Origin of the sequence: Aminobacter sp. BA135, assembly GCF_050859125.1 — a bacterium.
GTDB lineage: Bacteria > Pseudomonadota > Alphaproteobacteria > Rhizobiales > Rhizobiaceae > Aminobacter > Aminobacter ciceronei.
Map to the genome: position 1 here is coordinate 3,424,513 of NZ_CP139572.1, position 26,078 is coordinate 3,450,590.

25 protein-coding genes are annotated in these 26,078 nt (G+C 62.8%); 9 read left to right on the plus strand and 16 right to left on the minus strand.

Translation table 11 applies throughout. From position 1 onward, the window contains the following. The first annotated feature begins 35 nt into the window (after positions 1 to 35). Positions 36 to 1,016: a glycerophosphodiester phosphodiesterase family protein gene (locus tag SLT36_RS16650; protein ID WP_432283580.1), complete on the plus strand. Its 981-nt coding sequence runs from the start codon at positions 36 to 38 to the stop codon at positions 1,014 to 1,016. Between the two features lie 68 nt (positions 1,017 to 1,084). On the opposite strand, the gene SLT36_RS16655 is transcribed toward SLT36_RS16650, so the two are convergent. Then, complete coding sequence (locus SLT36_RS16655; RefSeq protein WP_432283581.1) at positions 1,085 to 3,061, minus strand: bifunctional 2',3'-cyclic-nucleotide 2'-phosphodiesterase/3'-nucleotidase; 1,977 nt, start codon at positions 3,059 to 3,061, stop codon at positions 1,085 to 1,087. A 171-nt stretch (positions 3,062 to 3,232) separates the two neighbouring features. Next, on the minus strand, positions 3,233 to 3,706 hold the full coding sequence (locus SLT36_RS16660; RefSeq protein WP_192316323.1) for an Lrp/AsnC family transcriptional regulator: 474 nt from the start codon (positions 3,704 to 3,706) through the stop codon (positions 3,233 to 3,235). Positions 3,707 to 3,860: 154 nt separating this feature from the next. Here SLT36_RS16660 and ald point away from each other — a divergent pair, with 154 nt between their 5' ends. Both ald and SLT36_RS16670 read left to right on the plus strand, forming a co-directional pair. Then, positions 3,861 to 4,976, plus strand: coding sequence for an alanine dehydrogenase (gene ald, locus SLT36_RS16665; RefSeq protein WP_432283582.1), 1,116 nt, complete (start codon positions 3,861 to 3,863; stop codon positions 4,974 to 4,976). 442 nt (positions 4,977 to 5,418) lie between these two features. Next, on the plus strand, positions 5,419 to 6,732 hold the full coding sequence (locus tag SLT36_RS16670) for an outer membrane protein (protein ID WP_432283583.1): 1,314 nt from the start codon (positions 5,419 to 5,421) through the stop codon (positions 6,730 to 6,732). 66 nt (positions 6,733 to 6,798) lie between these two features. On the opposite strand, the gene SLT36_RS16675 is transcribed toward SLT36_RS16670, so the two are convergent. The 7 genes from SLT36_RS16675 to SLT36_RS16705 form a co-directional block, all read right to left on the minus strand. After that, positions 6,799 to 7,299 (minus strand): DUF1203 domain-containing protein, encoded by a 501-nt coding sequence (locus SLT36_RS16675; RefSeq protein WP_432283584.1) that lies wholly within the window; start codon positions 7,297 to 7,299, stop codon positions 6,799 to 6,801. A gap of 83 nt (positions 7,300 to 7,382) precedes the next feature. Then, positions 7,383 to 8,204 (minus strand): 4-hydroxy-tetrahydrodipicolinate reductase, encoded by an 822-nt coding sequence (gene dapB, locus SLT36_RS16680; RefSeq protein ID WP_432283585.1) that lies wholly within the window; start codon positions 8,202 to 8,204, stop codon positions 7,383 to 7,385. Between the two features lie 100 nt (positions 8,205 to 8,304). Beyond that, entirely contained in the window at positions 8,305 to 8,862 is a 558-nt protein-coding gene (locus SLT36_RS16685) for an OmpA family protein (protein ID WP_067961803.1), read from the minus strand. A gap of 111 nt (positions 8,863 to 8,973) precedes the next feature. Next, a complete protein-coding gene (locus SLT36_RS16690; protein WP_432288368.1) occupies positions 8,974 to 9,537 on the minus strand; it encodes a GNAT family N-acetyltransferase in 564 nt (187 codons plus the stop codon). Between the two features lie 2 nt (positions 9,538 to 9,539). Further along, complete coding sequence (gene sseA / locus SLT36_RS16695; protein WP_432283586.1) at positions 9,540 to 10,391, minus strand: 3-mercaptopyruvate sulfurtransferase; 852 nt, start codon at positions 10,389 to 10,391, stop codon at positions 9,540 to 9,542. Positions 10,392 to 10,407: 16 nt separating this feature from the next. Further along, the gene (locus SLT36_RS16700; protein WP_432283587.1) at positions 10,408 to 11,151 is read right to left on the minus strand and encodes an alanyl-tRNA editing protein; all 744 of its coding nucleotides are present in this window, start codon (positions 11,149 to 11,151) and stop codon (positions 10,408 to 10,410) included. After that, complete coding sequence (locus SLT36_RS16705; RefSeq protein WP_432283588.1) at positions 11,151 to 12,182, minus strand: cysteine synthase A; 1,032 nt, start codon at positions 12,180 to 12,182, stop codon at positions 11,151 to 11,153. The genes SLT36_RS16700 and SLT36_RS16705 overlap by 1 nt, the downstream gene beginning before the upstream one ends. A 217-nt stretch (positions 12,183 to 12,399) precedes the next feature. On the opposite strand from SLT36_RS16705, the gene SLT36_RS16710 reads away from it, so the two are divergent. After that, positions 12,400 to 13,221 carry an SDR family NAD(P)-dependent oxidoreductase gene (locus SLT36_RS16710; protein ID WP_432283589.1) on the plus strand — a complete coding sequence of 274 codons (822 nt, stop codon included), beginning with the start codon at positions 12,400 to 12,402 and terminating at the stop codon, positions 13,219 to 13,221. On the opposite strand, the gene SLT36_RS16715 is transcribed toward SLT36_RS16710, so the two are convergent. The 5 genes from SLT36_RS16715 to cckA all read right to left on the minus strand — a co-directional run bounded on the left by SLT36_RS16715 (position 13,194) and on the right by cckA (position 20,060). Then, entirely contained in the window at positions 13,194 to 14,423 is a 1,230-nt protein-coding gene (locus SLT36_RS16715; protein ID WP_432283590.1) for an MFS transporter, read from the minus strand. The two genes, SLT36_RS16710 and SLT36_RS16715, sit on opposite strands and share 28 nt — an antisense overlap. A gap of 104 nt (positions 14,424 to 14,527) precedes the next feature. Further along, positions 14,528 to 15,916, minus strand: a complete 1,389-nt coding sequence (locus SLT36_RS16720) for a DEAD/DEAH box helicase (protein WP_067961789.1) — start codon at positions 15,914 to 15,916, stop codon at positions 14,528 to 14,530. Positions 15,917 to 16,252: 336 nt separating this feature from the next. Continuing rightward, positions 16,253 to 16,405, minus strand: a complete 153-nt coding sequence (locus SLT36_RS16725; protein ID WP_432283591.1) for a hypothetical protein — start codon at positions 16,403 to 16,405, stop codon at positions 16,253 to 16,255. Positions 16,406 to 16,617: 212 nt separating this feature from the next. Next, on the minus strand, positions 16,618 to 17,364 hold the full coding sequence (gene deoD / locus SLT36_RS16730; protein ID WP_432283592.1) for a purine-nucleoside phosphorylase: 747 nt from the start codon (positions 17,362 to 17,364) through the stop codon (positions 16,618 to 16,620). 101 nt (positions 17,365 to 17,465) lie between these two features. Further along, positions 17,466 to 20,060: a cell cycle histidine kinase CckA gene (gene cckA, locus SLT36_RS16735; protein WP_432283593.1), complete on the minus strand. Its 2,595-nt coding sequence runs from the start codon at positions 20,058 to 20,060 to the stop codon at positions 17,466 to 17,468. 207 nt (positions 20,061 to 20,267) lie between these two features. Here cckA and SLT36_RS16740 point away from each other — a divergent pair, with 207 nt between their 5' ends. Beyond that, positions 20,268 to 21,005 carry a hypothetical protein gene (locus tag SLT36_RS16740; RefSeq protein WP_432283594.1) on the plus strand — a complete coding sequence of 246 codons (738 nt, stop codon included), beginning with the start codon at positions 20,268 to 20,270 and terminating at the stop codon, positions 21,003 to 21,005. Between the two features lie 76 nt (positions 21,006 to 21,081). On the opposite strand, the gene dksA is transcribed toward SLT36_RS16740, so the two are convergent. After that, positions 21,082 to 21,498 (minus strand): RNA polymerase-binding protein DksA, encoded by a 417-nt coding sequence (dksA, locus tag SLT36_RS16745; RefSeq protein WP_067961780.1) that lies wholly within the window; start codon positions 21,496 to 21,498, stop codon positions 21,082 to 21,084. 244 nt (positions 21,499 to 21,742) lie between these two features. Here dksA and SLT36_RS16750 point away from each other — a divergent pair, with 244 nt between their 5' ends. The 4 genes from SLT36_RS16750 (at position 21,743) to SLT36_RS16765 (ending at position 25,506) form a co-directional block, all read left to right on the plus strand. Continuing rightward, positions 21,743 to 22,246: a SixA phosphatase family protein gene (locus SLT36_RS16750; protein ID WP_432283595.1), complete on the plus strand. Its 504-nt coding sequence runs from the start codon at positions 21,743 to 21,745 to the stop codon at positions 22,244 to 22,246. A gap of 84 nt (positions 22,247 to 22,330) precedes the next feature. Beyond that, positions 22,331 to 23,803, plus strand: a complete 1,473-nt coding sequence (locus SLT36_RS16755; RefSeq protein WP_432283596.1) for a YcjX family protein — start codon at positions 22,331 to 22,333, stop codon at positions 23,801 to 23,803. Continuing rightward, positions 23,800 to 24,879 (plus strand): YcjF family protein, encoded by a 1,080-nt coding sequence (locus tag SLT36_RS16760; protein ID WP_432283597.1) that lies wholly within the window; start codon positions 23,800 to 23,802, stop codon positions 24,877 to 24,879. Before SLT36_RS16755 ends, SLT36_RS16760 begins: the two co-directional genes overlap by 4 nt. Before the next feature lie 114 nt (positions 24,880 to 24,993). Then, the gene (locus SLT36_RS16765; protein ID WP_245432134.1) at positions 24,994 to 25,506 is read left to right on the plus strand and encodes a hypothetical protein; all 513 of its coding nucleotides are present in this window, start codon (positions 24,994 to 24,996) and stop codon (positions 25,504 to 25,506) included. 68 nt (positions 25,507 to 25,574) lie between these two features. On the opposite strand, the gene SLT36_RS16770 is transcribed toward SLT36_RS16765, so the two are convergent. Continuing rightward, positions 25,575 to 25,841, minus strand: coding sequence for a hypothetical protein (locus SLT36_RS16770; protein WP_432283598.1), 267 nt, complete (start codon positions 25,839 to 25,841; stop codon positions 25,575 to 25,577). Positions 25,842 to 26,078 lie beyond the last annotated feature (237 nt).

The following is a 26,078-nucleotide window of genomic DNA, read 5'->3' on the forward strand; positions in this document are numbered from 1 at the left end:
TTGTTTCGGTCGGGGCAACGGAGGGACAACCTGGCATGCGCAAGCGCAATATTATCTTGCTCCTGGTCGTTACGGGCGCTGGAGCCGTCTATCTCAACAACACGTCGCTGCTCTCGGACCGAGCCGCCGGTAAGCCCGTGGTGCTGGCTCATCGCGGGCTGGCGCAGGAATATGACCGTACCGGGCTGACCAGCGACACCTGCACTGCCGAACGCATGCTTCCGCCTCGGCACGACTATCTCGAAAACACTGTACGGTCGATGGACGCAGCCTTCACGCGTGGCGCCGACGTGCTGGAACTCGACGTGCACCCCACCACCGACGGCAAGTTCGCGGTCTTCCACGACTGGACCATAGATTGCCGCACCGAAGGCAACGGCGAGACGCGCAGCCATTCGATGGCGGATCTCAAGAAGCTCGATGTCGGCTATGGCTACACCGCCGACGGTGGCAAGACGTATCCCTTTCGTGGCCAGGGTGTCGGCCTGATGCCATCGCTCGACGAAGTGATGGAGCGGTTCCCCGATCGGCGCTTCCACATCAATGTCAAAAGCAACGACCCCAAGGAGGGTGAGGCATTGGCGGCCTTCCTGACGGCCCTGCCCAGGGAACGTCGGGCCGCCCTGACCATCGTTGGTGGCGACAGGCCGTTGCAGGCGGTCAAGGCCGCCCTGCCCGACATGCGGATCCTCAGCAAAAGGTCGCTGACCCGCTGCCTGCTGCGCTACGCGGGGCTCGGCTGGAGCGGCTACGTGCCGGAAGACTGCCGCGGCACGACGCTTGGCGTACCGATCAACTTTGCACCGTGGCTGTGGGGCTGGCCGGACCGCTTTCTCGACCGGATGGAAAGTGCCGGCACCAACGTCTACCTGTTCGGCCCTTATCACGGCGGCGGCTTCTCCGATGGCATCGACGACCCAGCCATCATCGAAACGCTACCAGCCGGCTATTCGGGCGGCATTTCGACCGACGCACTCGAGCTGGTCATGCCGGCACTCGAACGCCGGAGCAACTGACCAACCTTTGCGCAGACTAAAGGGCGGCCGGATTGCTCCAGCCGCCCTCCCCAATCAGGTTCCTAATCTCAGAGCGTGATGCGGTATTTGGCAAAACCTTCGGCACCTTCTCCCGCCGGCTCGATCTTGACCGCCTTGACCTCTGATATGTGGTCCTTGGCCTTGGGGCCGGTCTCGAAGATTACCGAAGCACCCACAACCGGCGCGAACGACCAGTTGGAGTCGGCAGACGGATTGATCGTGCCCTGGTCGACGATGTAGCGCACGATCACGTCGCGGTTGGTGTCGGGTGCCTCGAAGACAAGCTTCGACGCGTTGATCTCGGGGAAGTTGCCGCCGCCGCCGGCGCGATAGTTGTTCGACGCGACAACGAATTTCGCTGCGGGATCGATCGGCTTGCCCTCGAACATCAGATCGACGATGCGGTTTGAGCTTGCATCCAGGACGGCCCCCTTCGGGTCGTATTTCGGCGGCTGCGCCAGGTCGATCCTGTAAGTCACGCCGTCGATGACGTCGAAATTGTAGGACGGAAAATCGGGATTGATCAGCACCTGGTCGGCCTTGCCAGGCTCGATCCTGTTGAAGATGCCGGCCGACATTTCCAGCCACTCCCTGACCTGAGCGCCGGTCACCGCAACCGCCTGCACCGTGTTGGGATAGAGATAGAGGTCGGCGACGTTCTTGATCGCCACGGCGCCGGCCGGAACGTCGGTGTAGTAATCCGGTCCGCCACGCCCGCCCGACTTGAAGGGTGCCGCAGCCGAGAGCACCGGCAGGTCCTTGTGCTCGGTGTCCTTGAGCATGTCCTTGATGTACCAGATCTGCGCCTGGCTCACGATCTGGACCGAAGGATCGTCGGCAACCAGCGCGAAATAGGAATAGAGCGGCGCCGACGTCTTGCCGACGGGCGTGCGCACATAGGCGAGCGTCTCCTCATGCTCCTCCTTCGCGGCAGCCTCGACCGCGGCCTTGCTCTCGACCGTCGGAACCACCTTCTTGTCGACACGCTTGGAGATCGGACGCGCCTCGCTGGTCGAGCTGACCACCTTCCAGCTGTTGCCGTCGCGTTCCAGCAAAAGGTCGATCAGGCCAAGATGCGAGCCCCAGAAGCCACCCATCACGCCCGGCTTGCCGTTGATCGTACCCTTGGCGTTGTCGAGACCTTCGACCTTGTCGAATTTCGGCCCGGGAAAGTCGAGATGGCTGTGACCGGTGACGATCGCGTCGATGCCATCGACGCCGGCCAGCAGGATGGAGGCGTTTTCAAGATTTTCGGCTGCCTGCGGCGTGCCCATGCCGGAATGCGAGAGCGCAATGACGATGTCGGCGCCCTGCTCGCGGATCTCGGGCACCCAGGCTTGGGCAGCCTTGACGATGTCGCGGGTCATCGCCTTGCCGTGCAGGTGGCGCGAATCCCAAGTCATCACTTGGGGTGGCACGAAGCCGATCAGGCCGATGCGGATCGGATGCTCCGCACCCGAGCCATCCTTCACTTTCCTGTCGAGGATCACGTAAGGCTTGAGGAACAATTCGTCCTTGGTCGCGTCTGCGGCGAGCGCGCCCTTTGTCAGGTTGGAGCAGACGACGGGGAAGTTCGCGCCGGCCAGCACCTTGAACATGTAGTCGAGGCCGTAGTTGAACTCGTGATTGCCCAGCGTCGAGCAATCATAGCCCAGCGTGTTCATTGCCTTGATGATCGGGTGGACGTCGCCATCCTTCATGCCGCGCTGATAGGCCATGTAGTCGCCCATCGGATTGCCCTGCAGGAAGTCGCCATTGTCGACCAGGATCGAGTTGGTGGCTTCAGTGCGGATGGCGTCGATGATCGAGGCGGTGCGGGCAACGCCCATCGTGTCGTTCGGCTTGTCGGCATAATAGTCGTAGGGAAACACGTGGACATGCAGGTCGGTGGTTTCCATGATACGCAGATGCGCCTGGTTGGCCTGCGCGCGGGCCGAAAATGGATGGAGCATAACCAGTGCACCCGCCGCAGCCGATCCCGCCAGGAAAGAACGACGAGAAACAGGTTGATTCACGTTGGACATTTTCATTCTCCAGGAAATGAACTGACAGTATTTAGCCGGCGTCCCAAAGATCAAATTTCGCGCCAAAATTCACGCGAGTCCAGCCGACTCGCATGACAGCCTCGCGACATCACTCAGAGAATGGATTGGTCCAGCGCGATGCTGGCGATCGCAGGCTGTCTTGTTCCTGCGTCAGACCAGGTCAGGCCTGATCCCCATCACGGTGCGGTCGACGATCTCGCGCAGGGCGAAGGACGAATTGATCTTGGTGACGTGCGGCATCGCCGACAGCCATTCCTTGTGGATGCGCTCGTAGTCGGGCAGATCACGGGCGGCAATGCGCAGGATGTAGTCGTATTCGCCCGACATGAGATGGCAGGACAGGACGTTGGGGCAGCGCTTCACCGCGACCTCGAAGTCCGAAAGCGTCTTCTCGAACTGGCCCGACAGCGAGATATGCACGATGACGGTCATCTGGTGACCAAGCGCGACATTCGAAAGCCGGGCGTGGTAGCCGCTGATGATGCCCGATTTCTCCAGGTTGTCGAGCCGGCGCGAGCAGGCCGATTGCGACAGCCCGATCTTTTCGGCCAATGCCGCATTGGGCATCCGCCCATCCTTCTGCAGCGCGTCCAGAATGGCGATATCGATCCTGTCCAACGGCATTCTTCGAATTTCCTTCGATAATACAGAGGATATGCGCAAAAATTACCGAACAACCCATGGTAGCGCAACCGTTTTCGCAAACATATTCGGAACGATTCGTGATTGACTTCGTCATCGGGAGAGAAGGCCAAAATGGCTGCGGAGGAGCAGGAAGATGCGCGTAGGTTGTCCCAGGGAAATCAAGAATCATGAGTACCGTGTCGGGCTGACGCCCGGTTCGGTTCGCGAATATGTCGCCCACGGCCACGAGGTTCTGGTCGAGACCGGCGCCGGCTCAGGCATCGGCGCCGACGACAATGCCTATCGCGCGGCCGGCGCCCAGATCGCCAAGACCGCCGAGGAGGTGTTCACCCGCTCCGACATGATCGTCAAGGTCAAGGAGCCGCAGCCCAAGGAATGGGCGCAACTGCGAGACGGCCAGATCCTCTATACCTACCTGCATCTTGCGCCCGACCCGGAACAGACCAAGGGGCTCGTCGCCTCGGGCGTGACTGCCGTCGCCTATGAGACGGTGACCGACGATCGCGGCGGCCTGCCGCTGCTGGCGCCGATGTCCGAGGTTGCCGGTCGCCTGGCGATCCAGGCAGGTGCGACGGCGCTGCAGAAGGCCCATGGCGGCCGCGGCGTGCTGCTCGGCGGCGTGCCGGGCGTGCTGCCGGGCAAGGTCGCGGTCATCGGCGGCGGCGTCGTCGGTCTGCATGCGGCACGCATGGCCGCCGGGCTCGGCGCCGACGTCACAATCATCGACCGCTCGATCCCGCGCCTGCGCCAGCTCGACGACCTGTTCGCCGGCCGCGTCCACACGCGCTACTCGACCGTCGAGGCGCTCGAAGAAGAATGCTTCTCGGCAGATCTCATCATCGGTGCCGTGCTTATCCCCGGCGCTGCGGCGCCCAAGCTGGTCAGCCGTGAAATGCTGTCGGGCATGAAGAAGGGTGCGGTGCTCGTCGATGTCGCCATCGACCAGGGCGGCTGCTTCGAGACTTCGCACGCCACCACCCATGCCGACCCGACCTACGAAGTCGACGGCATCATCCACTATTGCGTCGCCAACATGCCGGGTGCTGTGCCGGTCACCTCGGCGCATGCACTCAACAACGCGACGCTGCACTACGGCCTGGCGCTCGCCGACCGCGGCCTCAAGGCCCTCGCCGACGAACCGCATTTGCGTAACGGCCTCAATGTCCATCGCGGCCGGATCACCAATCGCGCGGTGGCCGAAGCGCTCGGCTACGAGATGACGGAAGCGAAGTCGGCACTGGCTGCCTGATTCTCTTCGGAGTTGCGATCAGGTGCCCGCCGCAGCGATGCGGCGGGCATTTTCTTGTCTGTCGATCCCTCGCCGGGTCGGCTTCGGCAAGATACTACCAAAAATAGTTCGCGCTTCGGCAGGGATTTGCCCGCCCGTGACATCTTAGCTGCATCAAACGCAACGCAGGCGTGCCATGACTGCCTGGGGTCGCGACATTGGGCGTCGGCAAGACCTTCGAAATGCTTCTCCCGGCCAATCGGGGCAGCAGAAATGGCACGTCGACAGATTCCGCTGAAGAACAGCAGGATTTGCCGCCAAGCCATTGGTGCTTGAGGATATTTCGTGGTCCAGACGCTCATGCTGGGAAGCTAAATTGCCTGTGGGTGTGACATTTTAGTTGCACCATAAGCAACCTGGGCGTGCTAGCAAAGCGACATTGGGTAAGGTTGGGGTAGTAATAATGAAATTTGGTAAGACTTTGCAGGCGCTGTTGCTTGGCGCCGTATCGGCTGTTGCGATCAACTCGGCAGCGCTTGCCGCCGATTCAGTTGCGGAAGCGCCAGCGGTTGGCTTCAACTGGAGCGGCCTCTATGTCGGCTTCGGTGGTGGCGTAGGTGCGGTCAAGCACGGCCTGGAAGTTGCAAATCCGAACGGTCCGGAAACCATGGGCCTGCCCGACCTCGGTGGCGGTGGTGTCTTTGGCGAAGTGACCGTCGGCTATGACTACATGGTGTCGGACCGGTTCCTGCTCGGCGCATTTGCCGATGGACATTTCGGCAATATCGGCCTTTCGCTCGAGGCTGCCGGCGGTTTTGCCGACGCAACGCTCAACAACACCTACGGCTTCGACGTCGCCGCACGCGCCGGCTATCTCCTGACGCCGACGACGCTCGGCTACGTCCTCGGCGGTTACAGCTGGCAGCAGTTCAAGCTCGACGGCGCGATCGTCGGCACGCCTTTCGAGTTCGACGAAAGCCGCAGCGGCTATGTGCTCGGCGTCGGCCTCGAAACCGTGGTCAGCGGCAACTGGACCCTCAAGTCCGAGTACCGCTATGCCAACTATGGCAATGACACTGTCGTCGACCTGGGCGGCATCGGCCTGCTCAACGTCGCGCCGACCACCCACACCTTCCATGTCGGCGGCAACTACCGCTTCGGCGGTCAGAATGGCGGCGGCACGTCATTCGCAGCACCCGCATATAGCTGGACCGGCTTTTACGTCGGCGGCGCGCTCGGCGCAGGCGCCATTACCGACGAGATCAACCTTGGCGGCGGCGCGGCCTCGTTCAATGGCATCGGCGGCGAAGGCGCCTTCGGCGAGTTGAGCGTCGGCTACGACCACGAACTGAACGGCAACTGGGTCGTCGGCATCATGGTCGACGGTCGTTACTCCGGAATGACCACGCAGCTGTTCGACATGTCGGCTCTTGGCGGCCCCAAGTACGAAGGCAAGGCAGATTATGGTTTCGACATTCTGGCCCGTGTCGGTGCCAAGCTGAACGAGTCGACGCTTGCCTATGTGCTGGGCGGCTACAGCTGGCAGCATGTGAAGGAAGAAGTCAGCTTCGGCGGCCTCTCGGAGAGCAGAGACTGGAGCGTCGGCGGCTTCTCGGTCGGCGGCGGTCTCGAAACGGCTGTCACCAACAACATGTCCGTCAACCTCGAGTATCGCTACTCGAAGTATGAGGGTCAGGACTACGACAGCGGCGGCATGTGGGAAACGGTTCCCGCCTTCCACACCGTCCGTGTGGGCGCGAAATACAAGTTCAACTGAGACCGTTTCAGGCAAACGGCCCCAACCCGCCGCAGCGATGCGGCGGGTTTTTTGTTTCCGGTTCAGTCAGATAGCAGCGCCGTTTGATTTGCCTTCTTGATCCAGTTCGATCCGGCACTGGTAGCAATTGTTCTTTGCCGAGCGCATGTGAACGTAGGCCACCTCGGGTCGCTGGAGCAGCATTTCGGCGCGCTCACGGATTTCGGGCGTCGGCGTCACCGCCCCGGTGCCATAGACGATACGATCGTCGGCGCTGTAGCCGCGCAGGATGTAGTCCTTGGTTCGGGTGAACAGTTCAGGCAATTCTGCCGCTTCTGGCGCGCGCGAGCATTCCTCGGCATGCAGGAAGATCGGCCCGGTTTCGGCATAAGGCTGAACTGCCGGAAACGGCCTGTAGGCAAGAATGAGATAACCCTCGCCGGCAGCGACATTGGTCAGGCAATGGCGGCACGGCACGCCGTCGCCGTCGGAGATTCTGCGCTCCGGTGTCATGCCATAGGCGTCGGGTCCGCCCTGCTGGAGTGCCCTTACCGCCTCTGTTGGCAGGCCCTGGAATATGATGCTCATAACGACAATCCTCGTTGATCGATTGCCGCAAGCTATGGCGGGCGCAACTGCGCGCCCACCCGATTTCCTGCACCGCCCCTTTCCTAAACAGAAAGCGTCTCATCCATCAGGGCGTCGAGCACTCTGACCAGGCCGGTGAATTCGCGCACCCGGCGAATGGCGAGAAGGGTGCCGGCGACATAGGGTACCGCCGAGGTACCGGCGTCGTGGCGGATAGTCAGCCGCTCCTCAGGCAGACCGAAAACCGCTTCGCAGGACAGCTGATAGGACGGCAGGCGCAACGAATGGACCTGCACCGCCGTGCCCTCGCCCAGCTTGGCGCCACGCGCTTCCGGATGGCCGTAGATTTCGGAAGCCGGCAAAGCCGTTGGCGCGCCGCGAATCTCGGACAGCGTCTCGGCCAGCTCGAGCGCGGTGCCCGAAGGCGCGTCCGCCTTTCTTGCGCTGGCATAATCGATGATTTCGACGTCGGGCACATATTGCGCCGCCATCAGCGCAAACCTTTTCATCAGGGTCGCGGTGATCGAATAGTTGCCGGCGGCAACGACACCGACGTTGTTGGCGCGGGCCGCCGCGTTGATCTCGCGGTAATCTGCAGCCCTCAGTCCTGACGTGCCGATGACGACATGGCAGCCGCGCGAAATGGCGAGCATGGCATGGTCGCGCACGGCAATCGGCTTGGTGTAGTCGACGACGACATCACAGGGCGCGGCCAGGGCCTCGGCAAGCGTGGCACTGATCCTCTGGCCGCTCGGCTGACCACCTGTCGCTACGCCAACGTCGTGGCCCGCCGCCCTGCGTGCGACCGCACCGACAAGCTGCATGTCGCCTTGCCCCTCTATTGCCGGGACAAGCGCCTTGCCAACCCAGCCGGTGGCACCGGCCATCACCACTCTGATCGTCATCTTTTGCCTCCAATTTGGTATACTGTATACTACATTGGAGGACGCAAATAAAGCCCGGCTCTCGCAAGCCGGGCTGCTGGAACTGAAAATGCGCTCAGTGCTAGCGGATGAATGCGTCGTAGCGGCGGAGCGTGACGCGGCGGTTGCGCCAGTTCTCGTTCTGGGTCGGCACCAGCAGGAACTCCTCGCCATAACCCACGGTTTCCAGCGCATAGCGAGGGATGCCGAACTCGCGCACAAGGGTCTGCTTCAGCGAGGCGGCGCGGCGCTCCGACAAGGCCTGGTTCGACGAAAACGAGCCGACGGCATCGGTATGGCCTTCGATCAGCACACGCGCATCCGGGTCGCGGCGCAGGATGCGGTCCAGAGCGTTGGCGATGTTCTCGACCTTGCCATATTGCGAATAAGGCACCTCGGCCGAGCCGAAGGCGAAATTGATCGACTGGATGTCGATCGACGGCGCCATGCGGCGCAGGTCGGGCCGGCGCTTGAATTCACGAACGGTGACGCGCTGGTTGGGCCTGAGCTTCATTGTCGGTGCGGCCTGAAGCTGGCGCTCGATCTGCGACGCCGAAGGCGTCGTCGCCTGCGCGGCAGCGAGCGAAGGCGCGGCAAGCACAGCGATCAGCGCTGCGGCAAGCGTACGGCGGTTCAACATCCTCATTCTCCTTGCATATTGCGACCGAACGGCCGGATCTGATGTCATGGAAAATGCCAGAACCGAGCTGAAGCAGCGATGAACGAGCGGTTCAGGCTCGGTTGTGCGCCATTACGGCCGCATCACGCTTGCTGAACGTTCGGCAAAGCTCATGGTGCGAACCGTTTCGGTTTTCTGAGCAACCGGCGAAAAACCCATCTTCTGGTAGAGCGGCAAGGCCGCGGGATGGTCGAGGGTGCAGGTCTGAACCGTCACCTTGTGCGGCCTGTAGGTCCACGCCGCTGCGATCGCAGCCCCCAGGAACCAGCGGCCGATACCCTGCCCCGTGGCGTGTTCCATCATGCCGAAATAGGCAAGTTCAACCTCTTCGGGTAGATGCGGCTTGATGTCCATGAAGCCCGCCGGCGCGCCATCGAGATAAAGCACCCTGATGTCGCGGTCCTCGCGATGCAGACCGGCGGCAAGTTCTTCGTCATTGAGCCTCAGGCTGTTGACCCAATGCCATTTGCGGCCGACGCGGTCGGCGAGATAGCGATAGTAGTGCAGCGGAATGGTACGCGTCCTCAGAAGCGCAATCTGGCGATTGACCGGCAGCGGCGGCGTGTAAACAGGTGGCGTGTGCATTTCCAGAAAGGTGACCGTCACCTCGATGTTCTCGCTGCGGTCGACGGCCATGCTCATGCTTTCCCCGTCACGACAGGCGTGTTGGACATGCCGCCCCATTCGGTCCAGGAACCATCGTAAAGCCTGACGTCGCCGTGCCCGAGCGACTGCAGCGCAAGCGTGATGACGGCAGCGGTAACGCCCGAACCGCAGGAGGTGACGACAGGCTTCGTGAGATCGAGCCCCGCCGCCTCGAGCGTTGCCTTCAGCCGGTCGAGCGGCAGAAGCTCGCCATTCTCCGACAACGTCACCGACGGCACGCTGTGCGCACCCGGCATGTGGCCGGAGCGCAGGCCAGGACGCGGTTCAGGATCGGTGCCCTCGAAGCGTCCGGCAGAACGCGCGTCGGCGATCTGGGCACTGCCCGTGTCGACGATCTTGCGCATCTCGGCCAGCGAAACGACCTTCGAAGCGTCATAGTCGACGTGAAACACGCCAGGCGCGGTCTTGGTCGGCTCGGCGGTCACCGGTCTACCAGCCGCCTTCCAGCGGTCGAAGCCGCCGTCGAGAATGTAGACCTGGAATACGCCCATGATCCGGAACATCCACCAGACCCGGGGTGCCGTCTGGACCCCCGGGCCGTCATAGATGACGATCGTGTCGTCCGCCGAAATCCCCATCGAGCCTGCGAAACGTGCAAACAGCGAGGGTGACGGCAGCGTGTGCGGCAGTGCAGAATCCGGATCGACGATCAGGTCCTGGTCGAAGAACACCGCACCCGGGATGTGGGCGGCGTCATATTCGGCGCGCGGGTCGCGTTTCTGCGCCGGCATGTACCAGGAAGCGTCGACGATCGACAGGCCGGGCGTACCTAGCCGCTTTTCCAGCCAGTCCGCATCGATGACGAAGGCGCTCTTGTCACTCATGGCAACGTCTCCAGGTTCAATTGGCAGGCATCGCGCCGAAGCGGATGCGGAAGCGGCGGTTTTCCCGTCCCTTCTTTTCGATCTTGCCGATATGGATCTCGCCGATTTCGGCAGTGCTGGCGACATGGGTTCCGCCGCAGGGCTGGCTGTCGACCGAGGCATTGTCGCCGATGCAGACGAGCCTGATCTTGCCGGTGCCGGATGGCGGGCGCACATTCTTGGACTTCACCAACGTCGGATTGGCGGCAAGCTCGGCGTCGGAAATCCAGCTGGTGTAGATCGGATGGTTGGCGCGGACGAGCTCCATCAACCTGGCGGTCACATCTTCCCTCGTGAAGCCGGCGTCCGGGATGTCGAAATCGACGCGCGAATCCTCCTCGCTGACCGACGCTCCGGTGATCGGGTACGGACAGACCACCGTCAACAGATGGCAGGCCGCGTTCATGCGCATCAACAGAAGCCGCCTCGGCCAGTCGATCGCCAGCCTCAACCGCTCGCCAACCTCGGGTACTCCCTGTTCCAGAGCGGGCACATGGATGATCTCGTCCTTGCTTTCACCCGTGATCGTGGCCGCCACAGCGATCCGGCTGCCGTCCTCGCGCACCAGGATGCCCGTGTCGCCGGGCTGGCCGCCCGAGGTCGCGTAGAAGATCGTCCGGTCGAGGATAATGCCGCCGCGATCGTTGACCCCGACGACACTGGCCTCGGTCTCGCGGAGATAAGAATCCTCGCGAAACACCGCCTCGGTCGAAAATGCCATCACGCCACCTGCTCGAACGGGACCGAAATGCTGGGTTCGGTCTCCATCCATTCAGGCACCGGCAGGCTCTTGCTGCGCAGGAAATCCGGATTGAACAGCTTGGACTGATATCGCGTGCCGAAATCGGCAAGCACCGTCACGATGATGTGGCCAGGGCCGAGCTGGCGCGCGAGCCGTATGGCGCCGGCGATGTTGATGCCGGTCGAGCCGCCGACGCAGATGCCCTCTTCCTGGATCAGACCGAAGACGATCGGCAACGCGTCCTCATCAGGGATCTGGTAGGAAAAATCGGGCGCAAAACCTTCGAGATTGGCGGTGATGCGGCCCTGGCCGATGCCTTCGGTGATCGAGCTGCCGTCGGCCTTCAATTCGCCCGTGGTGTAATAGCTGTAGAGCGCAGCACCCAGGGGATCGGCGATGGCGATCTTCACCGCAGCGTTTTTTGCCTTGAGCCCCATCGCCACGCCGGCAAGCGTGCCGCCGGTGCCGACAGCCGAGACAAAACCGTCAACCTTGCCGCCGGTCTGCTGCCAGATCTCCTCGGCCGTGGTGCGGATATGGCCTTCCCGATTGGCGACATTGTCAAACTGGTTGGCCCAGACGGCACCGTTCGGCTCGGACTTTGCCAGTTGCTCGGCCAGGCGGCCGGAGACCTTCACGTAGTTGTTCGGGTTCTTGTAGGGAACCGCCGGAACCTCGATCAGCTCGGCACCGAGCAGGCGAAGCGCATCCTTCTTTTCCTGGCTCTGCGTGTCGGGAATGACGATCACAGTGCGGTAGCCGAGCGCCTTGGCAACGACGGTCAAGCCGATGCCGGTATTGCCGGCCGTGCCTTCGACGATGACACCGCCGGGCCGCAGCAGCCCGCGTTTTTCGGCGTCGCGGATGATGAACAGGCCGGCGCGATCCTTGACCGATTGCCCCGGGTTCATGAACTCGGCCTTGCCGAGTATCTCGCAGCCGGTTTCCTCCGAGGCCCGCTTGAGCCGGATGAGAGGCGTATTGCCGATGGCATCGATCACCGAGCGCATGAAGATTCCTTCCTAATTCGCCTGAGAACCCTAGAAATGTGAGCCCGCGCTTTCAAGGGATGAAATTCTCTGGACCAGTCGCATCCCGACGTCAACGCGCGCAAGCTCCCTCCCTGACCAGCCAAGGCACCATCAACACGGCGCTTCCTAAAACAGCCTTTCCATATGCATGCCGCCCCGCTAGAGCTACGCAATAGCTACTGCCCAGAGGTTAGAAGTGAGCACATACCGGGCCGACCCGGAACACGGGGTCGCGTGGATTACCGGCGGCAGCACCGGTATTGGCCGCAACGTGGCCCGCTTGTTGGCAAAACAAGGCTACACGGTTGCCGTCACCGTCCGGGCCAACGACCCGCTCGACACGCTGATCGAGGAAACACGCGGCATGGCCGGAAAGGTGCTGGCCTTTCCCTCCGACGTCACCGACGAGGCTGGAATGGCTGCCGCCGTCGCCGCCATCGAAGCACAGGCCGGGCCGATCGTGCTCGCGATCTTCAATGCCGGGTCCTACCTGCCGGTAACCGGCGAAAACCTGCGCATGGAAGCCTTCCGCCAGAGTTTCGCCGTCAACGTCTTCGGCGTCATCAACGGCCTGGTTCCGGTGATCGAGCGGATGCGCAATCGTGGCCGCGGACATATCGTCTTCATGGGCTCGATCAGTTGTTATTTCGGCTGGCCGACGACGGCCGCCTACGGCGCCACAAAGGCAGCCGTCAACATCATCGCCGAAGCGCTGAAGTTCGACTTCGACAAGATGAACATCCGCACCCAGGTGATGAACCCCGGTTTCATCGACACGCCGCTGACCGAAAAGAGCGCCTATTACATGCCTGCGATGATGCCGGTCGAGGCGGCCGCCGAACGGATCTGCAAGGCGATACGCAAGAGCGGTTTCGAGGTCACCTTCCCACGCCGCCTGACATGGGCAATGAAGCTGTTGTTCCTGCTGCCGCGACCGTTGCGCGAAAAGGCGCTGCGCGTTGCCACCCGCTGGAAGATGGAGCCCTTGATCTATCTCAGGCGCTCGAGCTTCGACTGATCCTCGACCACGACCTCGGGCTTTGCGTCACGTGCCCAGAGGTAGATGACGATCGCCGCGCCCAACATCAGCACATAGAACCAGAACAGCGCCGAATAGGCTGCCGTCGGCTGACCCGGCAGCAGTTTGGCGGTGACCACTGCGCCTGTCGCGAATTGCATCAGTCCCACGCCTCCGATGGAGAAGAAGTTCATCAGCGTTACGCCCCGCCCGATCAGGTGCGGCGGCAGGAATGCGCGCGCATGCGCCATCAGCAGGCCGTAGGCACCACCAGACACGCCGATGATCACGAAGATGAGCGTGACGGTGGTGACATCGGTGACGACGTTCAGCGCGAGATAGAGGATCGCCATGAGGCCGATGGTGTTGCCGACGATAGCCACCCACTTCCGGGTGCGGAACATCGTGTCGAGCGGGCCATAGACAAAGGCGCCGGCGACCATGGCGAGCGCCATGAAGAACGTCACCTGCCCGATCAGCAGCGCGTCGGCGCCGTAGACATCGACGAGATAGGGACCGGACCAGAGCCCCCTGATGCCGGTCGTCGGCGCATAATTGATCGCGGTCAGTGGGATGATCGGCCAAAGGACACGCATTCGCAGCAGTTCGAGATAACCGCCGAAACCGATATTGCCCTCTTTCATGCCCTCCGGCGATTTCGGATCACGCACGGCGACCAGCACGGCAAGTGCCGCGGCAATGGTAATGACACCCAGCCCGGCCATAACCGGCCGCCAGCCGAACGCCTCCGCAGCCTGCGCCAGCGGGGCGGCGCCAATGACGTTTCCGGCGGTGCCAAAAGCGACCATCCACGAGGCGAGCACGGCAAAGCGGGCAGTGGAGAAAGTGCGCGCAAATATGAACAGCGATGACATGAGCACCGGCGCGCAACCGATGCCGATCAGCGCCATGGCCGCCGTGACCAACCAGGGAGAAGTTGCCAAGGCAAAGACAAAGGCGCCACCCCCGCCGCCGAGCAAGAGCAGTGTCGAAGCGGTGCGGCGCGGGCCAAACCGGTCGAGCGACACCCCGATGACAAATTGCGCCAGGGCAAAGGTGATGAAGAAGGCGCCGGAGGCGACGGAGAGTTGCGCCTTGGTGGCACCGAGCTCGGCGGTGAGTGCCGGGGTGAGCACCGCCAGGAAGGAGCGATAGAATTGGGACAGCACATAAGCGATTGCGAGCGTCGCTATTCCGGCCATTCCGTCCCCTCAAACGAAAGGGCGGCCGAAGCACCGCCCCGACCGCCCTAACCTATTCATACGATGCAGCAAATGGACCAGTCAGGCCCGATCTGCTGCACAGATCACGCTGCGCGCGTGTTCGGCTTGCGCGCACCGAAGCGGCGCTTGCCGCCCTTGGGCGCAGCACCCTTCGGAGCGCCGCCAGGCTTGCGGTCGCCGCCGCCATGGCCGCCCTTGGGCTTGCCGCCATTGTTGCCACGCGGACGCTGACCGCTGGGTCGACGCTCGTCGCGCTCGCCGCGGTCGTTGGCCGGCGTGAAGCCGCGCGGTTCGCCAGCCGGACGCACCGGATCAGGTTCGCCGAGGTGATCGGCGTCGATGGTCAGCTTCATGCGGATGATGCGCTCGACCTGACGCAGCTTGGAGTTTTCCGAAGGATCAACCAGCGTGACCGCGATGCCATTGGCGCCGTTGCGGCCGGTACGACCGATACGGTGGACGTAGCTTTCGGCTTCATCAGGCAGATCGAAGTTCACGACGTGGCTGATACCCGGCACGTCGATACCGCGTGCCGCGATATCGGTGGCGACCAGAATGCGAACCTTGCCGGCGCGGAAACCGTTCAGTGCAGCCTGACGTGCGTTCTGCGACTTGTTGCCGTGGATGACGGCGGCCGGGAAACCGTCGCGGTCCAGATCCTTCACGACGCGGTCGGCGCCATGCTTGGTGCGGGCAAAGACCAGAACCGAGGTCATGGCCTCGTCGGCAAGCATCTTTGCCAGGATCTGGCGCTTCTGCTTGGTGCGGGCGAGGATGATGCTCTGGCGGATCTCGGCGGCGGTGGTGCTCTGCGGGGCAACCTCGACGCGGATCGGATCCTTGAGCAGGCCCTGGGCCAGTTCGGCGATCTCCTGAGGCATGGTTGCCGAAAACAGGGCTGTCTGACGGTTGCGCGACGTCGCCTTGGCGATGCGCTTGACGTCATTGATGAAGCCCATGTCGAGCATGCGGTCGGCCTCGTCGAGGACAAGCCATTCGGTGTCGGCCAAAACGAGGTCGCCTTCGCGGACGAGGTCGGTCAGGCGGCCCGGCGTGGCAATCAGCACGTCGACGCCCGGCGCGATCTTCTTGACCTGCGAGAAACGCGACACGCCGCCGAGGACCAGCGCGGTCGAGACGTGCGCGCCCTTGGCGAGCACCTTGATGGTGTCTTCGATCTGCACGGCGAGTTCACGCGTCGGCGCAAGGATCAGCGCACGCGCCGTCTTGGGTCGACGCTTGGTGCCGAGCGCCATGATCTTGGACAGGATCGGCAGCGAGAAGGCCGCAGTCTTGCCTGAACCGGTCTGGGCGATGCCGAGGATGTCGCGGCCGGCCAGCTGCGCCGGGATCGACTCGATCTGGATCGGCTTCGGCTCGTTGAACCCGGCCAACTGGGTCGCCTTGAGCAGCGCGCCGGTAATGCCGAGTTTGGCGAAGCCGTTCAGCTCCGCATTGTTTTCATTCGTCAATATCTTCTTCTTTCGTGCGACGGCTATTCCGCCACAAACAACAATGGCGGCAGGGCGCAACCTGCCGGCCTGAAACTCTCGTGAAACGACAAGGCGGCGGACGACCGTCCGCTCGGCTGCGCTGTCGTGCCCGCTGGCCTCATGCCGCGGGTCTATTCCGCCGCCTGCCGTTACCGGCAAGGGTGAAAACAGACGCAACCAGTCTCTCTAGTGAGAAAGCCGTAAGCCCGGCCCAAGCGCCTATGACGCCGCATATGGATGATTTGGGAGGAAAATGCAAGCCGCCAATGCTGCATCGCAACATTCCAGCTTGGCAGCGTAATGCCGGCCCTGGCCTCAGGCGTTGGCGACAACTTCGTTGAGCGCGTCCAGATCGACGTAGAAAATCCGGGTAATGGCGATGACCAGCTCGTCTCCCAGATATCCATATGACTTCAGGATGCTGACCGCGGTGAGTATGTCGACCGGCTCGGTCAGACGCCTCTTCATGCTTTCCTCGACAAACTGTTCCAACTGGCTGTTCCCTTGTCGATTGCCCAGACGCAACGAACACAGACCAGAACGCTCGATAAGAGGTATGGACCGCAGCTTGCGCGGAACTTGCCGGCACCGCCGGACAACCACTCATCGATCGGAAACGCGGGAAACGGCCGACTCACAAGGCCATCATCAGGTTAGCACAGCCGCATATCCATGCTACCTCAGGGACGATCAGGCTCCGCCTCGACCCTTGATGTGCCGATCGCAACGTCGAGGGCAAGCCGGACCATGTCGGAGAACAGCTCCTGGCGCTCGGACGCATCCGTATCCTCGCCATTGACGAGGCTGTCGACAACCGTGCAGATCGACAGCGCCTTGGCTCTGAAGCGCGCGGCGATCGTGTACAGCGCGTTTGTCTCCATATCGACCGCCAGCGCGCCATGGGCACGCACTCCGGCAAAACGCCCGAGCACATCGGGATGATAAAACACGTCGCTCGAGGCCGTCTGGCCGACATAATGGATGAGGCCCATTTCAACTGCCCGCCGGGCGGCCCGGCACAACAGCTCGAAGTCGGCGCTCGGCGCGTAATCGTAGACACCGAAAAGCTGGCGATTGATGGCGCTGTCGCTGCTCGACGATTGTGAAATGACCAGGCTGCGCAGCTTGACGTGCTCGGCAAGGCCGCCGCAGGTGCCGACGCGGATCAGTGTCCGTGCGCCATAGGTTTCAAGCAGCTCATGAGCATAGATGGCGAGCGAAGGCGCACCTATGCCTGTCGTGTGCAGGCTGATTGGACTGCCGCGATAGCGCCCGGTATAGGCGAGTGCGCCACGCACCCGGTTTATGCAGCGGACATCCTCAAGGAAGGTGGCAGCGATCCATTCGGTACGCTGGGGATCGCCCGGCAGCAGAACGGTTTCGGCGTAGTCGCCTCGTTTCGCCTCATTATGCGGCGTAGTCTGCATCTGTCACCCCCGACGACGCTTCCCCGCATGATGGCATGATCAGCACATACGGGAAAGCTAATAGAAAGTCGGGCAGGACTGACACTGGCTGTACACGATGCCTAGCCTTCTAGCACCTCTTTGACGACGGTCGCCAGTTGCTTGAGAGAGAACGGCTTGGGCAGGAAGCCGAACTGCGCATCCGCCGGCAGGTTCTTGGCAAAGGCGTCTTCGGCATAACCTGATACAAATACGAAGCGGATGTCGGGCTGACGCTTGCGCAGTTCGCCAAGCAGTGTCGGCCCGTCCATCTCGGGCATCACAACGTCCGAGACGACGATGTCGATCTGGCCCTTGAGCTCGTCGAAAATCTCGAGCGCCTCGACGCCCGACGACGCCTCATGCACGGTGTAGCCGCGCGACGTCAGCGCCCTCACCCCGCCCATGCGCACGGCATCCTCGTCCTCGACCAGAAGAACGGTTGCCGAACCGGAAAGGTCCTTGGCGCCATTGGCCTGTGCTGCTTCCGGCTGTTTCGGGGCCGCAGTCACGGCAATCTCGCCGTCCGCCTTTGGCTCCTCGACCGGCTTGGCGACATGGCGCGGCAGGAAGATGCGGAACACGGTTCCCTTGCCGACCTCGGAATCGCAGTAGATGAAACCGCCGGTCTGCTTGATGATGCCGTAGACCATCGACAGGCCCAGGCCGGTGCCCTTGCCGACTTCCTTGGTGGTGAAGAACGGCTCGAAAATCTTTTTCAGAACCTCGGGCGCGATGCCGCTGCCGGTGTCCTCGACCTCGACCACGACATAGTCGGCAGGCACCATCTCACGATAGCCATAGGCCTTGCACTCGTCGGCAGGCACGTTCTTGGTGCGGATCATCAGGTCGCCACCGTCGGGCATCGCGTCGCGCGCATTGACGGCGAGGTTGACCACCACCTGCTCGAACTGGCCGATATCGGCGCGGACCGGCCACAGATCGCGGCCATGATCGATCTTGAGTTTGATGCTGTTGCCGACCAGGCGCGCCACCAGCGTGCGCAAGTCGGCGAGCACGTCGGTAAGGCTCAGCACTTCGGGGCGCAGCGTCTGCTTGCGCGAGAACGCCAGCAGTTGCCTGACCAGCGAAGCGGCGCGGTTGGCATTCTGCTTGATGTTCATGATGTCGGGGAAAGACGGATCCGACGGACGATGGTTGGTCAGCAACAGGTCCGACGCCATGATGATGGCGGTAAGCACGTTGTTGAAGTCATGCGCAATGCCGCCGGCGAGTTGTCCCACCGCCTGCATCTTCTGGCTCTGCGCCATCTGGTTTTCGAGCGCTTTCTGCTCGGTGGTCTCGACCGCATAGACGATCGCCGCCTCTTCGGCGCCCTCGGCATCCGATCCGTCGGCAACCGCATTGACGTAGAAGCGCATATGGCGCTCCTCATTGTCGGGCATCACGGTGTCGATGGGCGCAATGTCGGCCTGCCGCTGATGAGCCTTCTCGAGAGCGGCCGCGAAAGCTGCGCGGTCGCGATCGTGGATGACGGTGTCGAGACGGACCTTGCGGTCGACGGCATCCCGATCGACGACAGACGAAAACAGCGACAGGAACGGTGCGTTGGTGCGCAGAATGCGGCCATTGTGATCAACGCCGGCGATCGCCATCGGCGTCGAATTGAAGAAGCGCGTGAAGCGCACCTCCGAAGCACGCAACTGTGCGGAAGAGTCCTCGCCCTGGGTGCGATTGAGCACGATGGTGCGCGTCGGCCCATTGACGCCTTCGCGGCTCGCCGAGACGCGATGCATGAATCGCACCGGCAAAGCCTCGCCAGCGATGGTCGCAAGATCGAGATCGATGACGGCGTTGCGGGTGGTTCCCGGATCGGCCTTGACCGAGCGGACGAGCGCCATGCCATCACCGGCGACGACCTCGTCGAGCGTGACGGCACCGGGCGTGAAGCTTGCCAGGTCGATGCCCAGCCATTCGGCCAGCGTCGCGTTGACATAGGTGATGCGGCCGTCCTGGTCGGCCGAGAAGAACCCTGCCGGGGCATGGTCGAGGTGATCGATGGCCTGCTGCAGATCGAGAAAGAAACGCTCCTGCTCGGCTCTTTCTGGAGAAATGTCGGCCAGTTGCCAGGCGTTTAGCGGCTGGCGCTGGCTGGGCACCGTGAAAGCGCGTGCCCGCACGCGGTACCAGCGCGCGCCGGGAGCTGCACCTGGGCGAATGGATTGTGCGAGGCGGAACTCGCCATCGTTGGCCTCGCCGTCACGCAGGCCGGACGCCAGCTGGGAGATCGTCGATGACGCTTCGGGCACGTCCGACAGCAGGCCCTCGACAGTCTTCAGGTCCGTGGCGGTCGTTGCCCCGGTCATATCGGCATAAGCACGGTTGGCGTAGACGACGCGGCCCTTGGCGTCGGTAAGCACCAGGCCTTGAGACATCGAGTCGACAAATGCCTTGGAAAGCCCGTCGGCCGGCGAACGCGGTGCGATCTGGACGAAGCCGATGGCGGTCGCGAAGAGGTAGCCGACGCCGACCATCGCAAGCACGCCGAGCATGCCCATCAGGAACGGGTCGCCGAGCCGCTCGCGAAAGATGCCGAAGACGATTGCCGCCGCCGTCAGCACGACGATAAAGATGATCAGCCGGGTGATGGCATCGGGGCGCGCTGCCTGATCCACGATCGGAACCGGATAGAAGTCGTTGCGCGTTTCCTTGGCCATGCCCCTGCGAGTCTCTCCGGCTCCCTCGTATTGGTGCGGTTGAATCACATTCTCCTTACCGGGAAAAGGCCTAGCCACAAAAAGGCGGTGCAAGCCCGGGGCAAGATCATGCGCTTAGCGTCAATCGTGCCTGTAATGCGTGATGGCAACTTGCCGGGCGCGACAGCTAAGGTTTAGTGTCGCGCGGGGCGGCGACGGGGGTAAGACATGTTTGAATGGCTCGATAGCGTAGCAGGACCTGGATATACGGCGGCGGTGCTGTGGACCTTTGCCGCCCTCGTGCTGCTGGTCATTGTGCTCGTCATCGTCAAGCTGGTCCGCAGCCTGACTTTCGGCACCTTCGTTGCAGGCGGCAGAAACAGGAAGACGCGCCTCGCAGTCATGGACGCGACCGCCATCGACAGCCAGCGGCGGCTCGTTCTGGTGCGCCGCGACGACATCGAACACCTGCTGCTGATCGGCGGGCCGACTGACGTGGTGGTCGAAACCGATATCCGCATGACCGCGCCGCGGCGCCCGGCACTGACCGGCACCGAAGGTGCGCAACAAGCGCCCCAGGCGTCTCGTCCCCAGCAGAGCCCGCAGCAGCCAGCCCCTCGCCCGGCAACGCCGGCGACTGCCAGGCCGCAACAGCAGCAGCAGGCACCAGCGCCGGTCCAGTCACGCCCGGCTCCGCCCAAGATGCCCTTGGCTTCGGCACCGCTGGTCACGAACAGCCCGGATCCCAAAACCTATGTTGCGCCAACCTATTCGGCTCCGGCGCGACCTGCGCCTGCGCCCGTGGCGGCACCATCGCCGCGCGACCTCATCGACGACACGCTGATGAAGGAGCTCGAAGTGTCGCTCGACGACAAGCCGCAAGCCAAACCGGCAAAACTTGTGGATCCATCGCTCGATGACGAAATGGCCAAGCTGCTTGGCGAACTTACAAGTCACAAGCGGTAAGCTTGACCGACGATCTTGCATGCGGACAAGAAAAAAGGCGGCCGAAGCCGCCTTTTTCGTTTCTGCCATTCCGCGATCAGTCGTCGCGATAGACTTTTTCGCGGCGCTCGTGACGCTCCTGAGCCTCAATCGACAGCGTAGCGATCGGACGTGCGTCCAGTCGCTTCAGCGAAATCGGTTCACCTGTCTCCTCGCAATAGCCGTAGGTACCCTCGTCAATCCTCTGCAGGGCAGAGTCGATCTTGGAGATCAACTTGCGTTGCCGGTCGCGTGCCCTGAGTTCAATGGCACGGTCGGTCTCGGACGATGCGCGGTCGGCAAGATCCGGATGGTTGGCATTTTCCTGCTGAAGTATTTCGAGGGTTTCGCGAGCTTCGCGGAGGATGTCGTTCTTCCAGGCAACCAACTTAGCTCTGAAGTAAGACTTTTGCCGTTCGTTCATGAACGGCTCCTCATCGGAGGGCACGTAGCCAAGAGTAACGGTATCGTTCATTCGACTCACCCGACAACCCCGTTTTGGCGCCTATATATTCGCGGGCCAAGCCCCACACAAGCGTATTCATCGAAAAGTTTGCGCCGCCCACAATGTCGTGATTCGGACGTGGCAAGAGCGCAACTCTCTCCTCAAGAAACGCGCAACGGCATCGTCCGGTTGCAAGCGGCCTGACGCTTGGCTACATCCAGAGATGACAAGTTGGCGCAGGCTCGTCGTCAGATCGGGCTTCCAGGAGCGACATTTGGGAAAGCTCTACCTTCTCCGACACGCCAAGGCCGGCTGGGCCCTGCCCGGCGTCAGGGATTTCGACCGGCCGCTCGACGCCACCGGCATCGCGGACGCCGAAGCCACCGGCACGGCAATGCGCGCCAACGGCTATGTGCCGGAACTCACACTCTGCTCCAACGCCCGGCGCGCCCGCGAAACCCTGGAGGGCCTCGCCGGCCACGCGGACACCGGCCGGGTCGTCTTCACCGACGACCTCTACAGCGCCGACGCCGCGGGCTATTTCGACAAGATCCGCGAAAATGGCAGGCACGGCTCGATCCTGGTCATCGGCCACAACCCGATGATGGAAGACCTCGCCATGGCTGTTTCAGGCGATGGCGACCAAGCGGCGCTGCATACGCTGCAGACCGGTTTCCCGACCTCGGGCCTGGCCGTGATCCGCTTCGAAGGCGAGCTTTCCGGCGCCGAACTCGGCCATGGCTATCTCGAGGCGTTTCTGACGCCTGCCGATCTTTGAAACCGGCCGATCTTTGAAACCGGCCGCCATTTCAAATCCCTGCAGCGGCACCTATATCCGGCGCGACCGCATGGGGATCGACGATTGGCGTCTCTGACCACCTTCACCGATGAGGCGCGCATTGCGCTCGACACGTTTTCCGGCCGTGCCGCGGGACTTTTCTCGCCGTCTCTGCGGCTCGGAGTAACCGGGCTGTCGCGGGCCGGCAAGACCGTTTTCATCACGTCCTTCGTCCACAATCTGATCCATGGCGGCCGGCTGCCGCTGTTCGAGGCACAGAAATCGGGGCGCATTTCACGCGCTTTCCTCGAAGAACAGCCTGACGACGCCGTGCCTCGCTTCCAGTATGAGGATCATGTTTCGGCCCTCGTCGACCAGCGCATCTGGCCGGATTCGACCCGCGCGATTTCGGAACTCAGGCTGACCGTAGAGTTCGAGTCGGCTTCCGGCTGGAACCGCATGTTTTCAGCTGGAAAACTGTCGGTGGACCTCGTCGACTATCCGGGCGAATGGCTGCTCGACCTGCCGCTACTCGGCAAGAGCTACGACGATTTCTCCCGGGAGGCGTTCGAGCTCGCACGCCTGCCGGTTCGCGCCGACCTGTCGGAAGCCTGGCGTGAGCTTGCCGCCACGGTGAAGCCCGAGGCGGATGCCGACGAGATGACGGCGCGGCGGCTGTTCGAGAGTTTTGCCGCCTATCTCAAGGCCTGCAAGGACGACGAGCGCGCGCTGTCGACGCTGCCGCCCGGCCGGTTCCTGATGCCGGGCGACCTCGAGGGATCACCAGCGCTGACATTCGCCCCACTTCCCGGCCTCGGCCAGCGGGCGCGGCCCGGCTCGCTGCACGCGATGATGGAAAGGCGCTACGAGGCCTACAAGACGCATGTGGTGAAGCCGTTCTTCCGCGAACATATCGCGCGGCTCGACCGCCAGATCGTGCTGATCGACGCGATGCAGGCACTGAACGCCGGCCCCGGCGCCATCGCCGACCTCGAGCGCGCGGTGACCGAAATCCTCGCCTGCTTCCGGCCGGGCCGGGGCAATATCCTGACCGACCTGTTTTCGCGACGCATCGACCGCATCCTGGTTGCAGCGACCAAGGCGGATCACCTGCATCACGAGAGCCACGACCGGCTGCAGTCGATCGTGCGTCGGCTCACCGACCGCGCCGTGGCACGCGCCAACCTCTCCGGTGCCGAGGTCGACGTGCTGGCGCTTGCCGCCGTCCGCGCCACCCGCGAAGGTACCGTCAAGCAAGGTCGTGAGACACTGCCCGTCATCATCGGGACCCCGATCGAAGGCGAGACGATCGGCAAGGAACGCTTCGACGGCAACAGTGAAACTGCCATATTTCCTGGGGACTTACCTGACAAGGCTGATGTCGTGTTCCAGGATTTTGGCACCAATCACCGCCAGGATGCGAATGATCCGACGATCCGTTTCGTGCGCTTCCGTCCGCCCCGGCTGGAGCGCACGGCCGAAGGTGTGACGCTGTCGCTGCCGCACATCCGGCTCGACCGCGCGCTGCAATTCCTCATCGGAGACCATCTCGCATGAGCGCTCCCCGAAAACCCGCGGCCTTTCGCATCGAGCCGGAACCGGTAACGGAAGAGATAGCCGTCCGTGCGCCGTCGGTGGCGGCACCGCGCAAGCCGCGCGCGCTGGCAGCCGAAGCCGCTGTGGTGACGCCAGCCGAGTTCGATGTCTTCGACGAGGCGGACATTGCTGCGGCCGAACCACCGCCCGCAACCGCCCCAAGGCGCAGGTCCCGCATCGGCGCGATCTTCCTTACCGCCTTCGGCATCCTGATCTCGCTCGGCGTCGGGCTCTGGACCGACAGGCTGATCCGCGACCTGTTCTCGCGCGCCGACTGGCTCGGCTGGCTGGCGGTGGCCGCCGCAGGCATCGCGGCATCGGCGCTTGTGGTGATCCTCGCCCGCGAGCTTCTGGCAGTGTTCCGGCTGGCCTCTGTCGAGCGCCTGCGCAACCGGGCGACTGACGCCATCGCGCGCAACGATCCGGCCGCAGCTCGCAACGTCGTCGACGAGTTGTCGAACCTTTTGTCGTCGAAGCCTGAAACGGCGGCGGGCCGGCGCGCGCTCGCCGACCTGCGCGGCGAAGTGATCGACGGCGCCGATCTCGTGCGGCTCGCCGAAGCCGAGATACTGACACCGCTCGACGCGCAAGCGAAGATTCTCATCCTCGACGCCGCCAAGCGTGTGTCTCTGGTAACCGCGGTCAGCCCGCGTGCGCTGGTCGATATCGCCTATGTCGTGTTCGAGGCCGGACGTCTGATCCGGCGCCTGTCTGAACTCTATGGCGGCAGGCCCGGCACGCTCGGCTTCTTCCGGCTTGCCCGTTCGGCCCTTGCCCATCTCGCCGTCACCGGCTCGATTGCCGTCGGCGACAGTTTCGTCCAGCAGCTTGTCGGCCACGGCCTTGCCGCCAAGGTGTCGGCCAAGCTCGGCGAAGGCGTGGTCAACGGCATGATGACGGCCCGCATCGGCATCGCCGCGATGGAAACGGCACGGCCCCTGCCCTTTGCCGCGGCCAAGCGCCCCGGCATGGGCGATTTCCTGGCTGCGCTGACCACCTTCGCGACAAAGGACAAGGGCGCCGAAAAGGTCAAATAGACGAAGCATTAACCATTCTTGGTCATGGTCCTCCCAGCTAATCGTTCCAGTTTCCTGCTGTCGGGTGTGCCCATGAAGCGCTTGTTGTTGTCCGCTGTCCTGCCTGCCGTGGCCATGGCGCTGCCGTCCGTCGCGCATGCCGACACGGTCAAGGGCGCCGAGCGCGACAAGAAGTTTTTCAAGACGGTGGAAGGCGAATGGGTCGGGCCGGGCGAGATCGTCGCCGGCAAATACAAGGGTACCAAATTCACCTGCAACTTCACCGGTTCGACCCCTGATGGCAAAGTCGGCATGTCTCTCGACGGCGGATGCCGCGTCGGCGTGTTCACGCAGAAGATGTCGGCAACCATCGAACAGAAGGGCCGCAGCGGCTATCGCGGCAAGTTCCTGGACGGCTCGGAGGGCAAGGGGCTCGACATCATCTCCGGCAGTGTTGTCGACGGCCGCAAGGTGATCCTGTCGCTCAACCGCAACCAGCTCAACGGCGTCATGCAGGCACGCATGCCCGACGACAACCTGATGCACGTCACCGTCTCAGTGCGTGTAGACAAGCAATTGGTGCCTGTCATCGGCATGAAGCTGTCGCGTGTCGACGGAACTGCCGTCGGGGCCATCGCCAAGAACTGATTCTTCATTCCCACGAAGAAAAAGGGCGGCACACGCGGTGCCGCCCTTTCCGTTTTCAGGTCGAATAATCAGCCCTTGATCGCGGTCAGCAGGTCGTCATAGGCCTTGCAGGCCTCTTCCGACGTCGTTGCCCCCGTGTACTTGGACGCAACTTCCTGCACCTTCGTGGACAGCTCGGCAGCCTTGGCCGGGTCCTTGGTGATGGCTTCCTGAAGCGCGGTCGCAACTTCCTGGCCCTTCTTGGTCAGAACCTCGGCGGTGCATTCCGGCGCCTTCGAGCAGGCCGAAAGGCCAAGCGCGGCAACGCCGAGCACGGCAAACAGCATATTTCTCATGTCAGTCCTCTCCTCGTAGCCGGCAACAAACGCCGGCGGCAGTTCAACCCCACACTGGTCGAAACCGAGCCCGCCTTAGCGTCAAGCCATGTCACACGCAATGGCAGGTTGTGGGGCCAGAGCCATGCCATACCGATTCGGCGACAATGTTGTGGCAGGACAATTCGATAGGCTAGCCGGGCTGTTCTGAAGCGCCCGAAGCACCTATCTTGGCGCTTTCCCACCAAGCGGTATCAG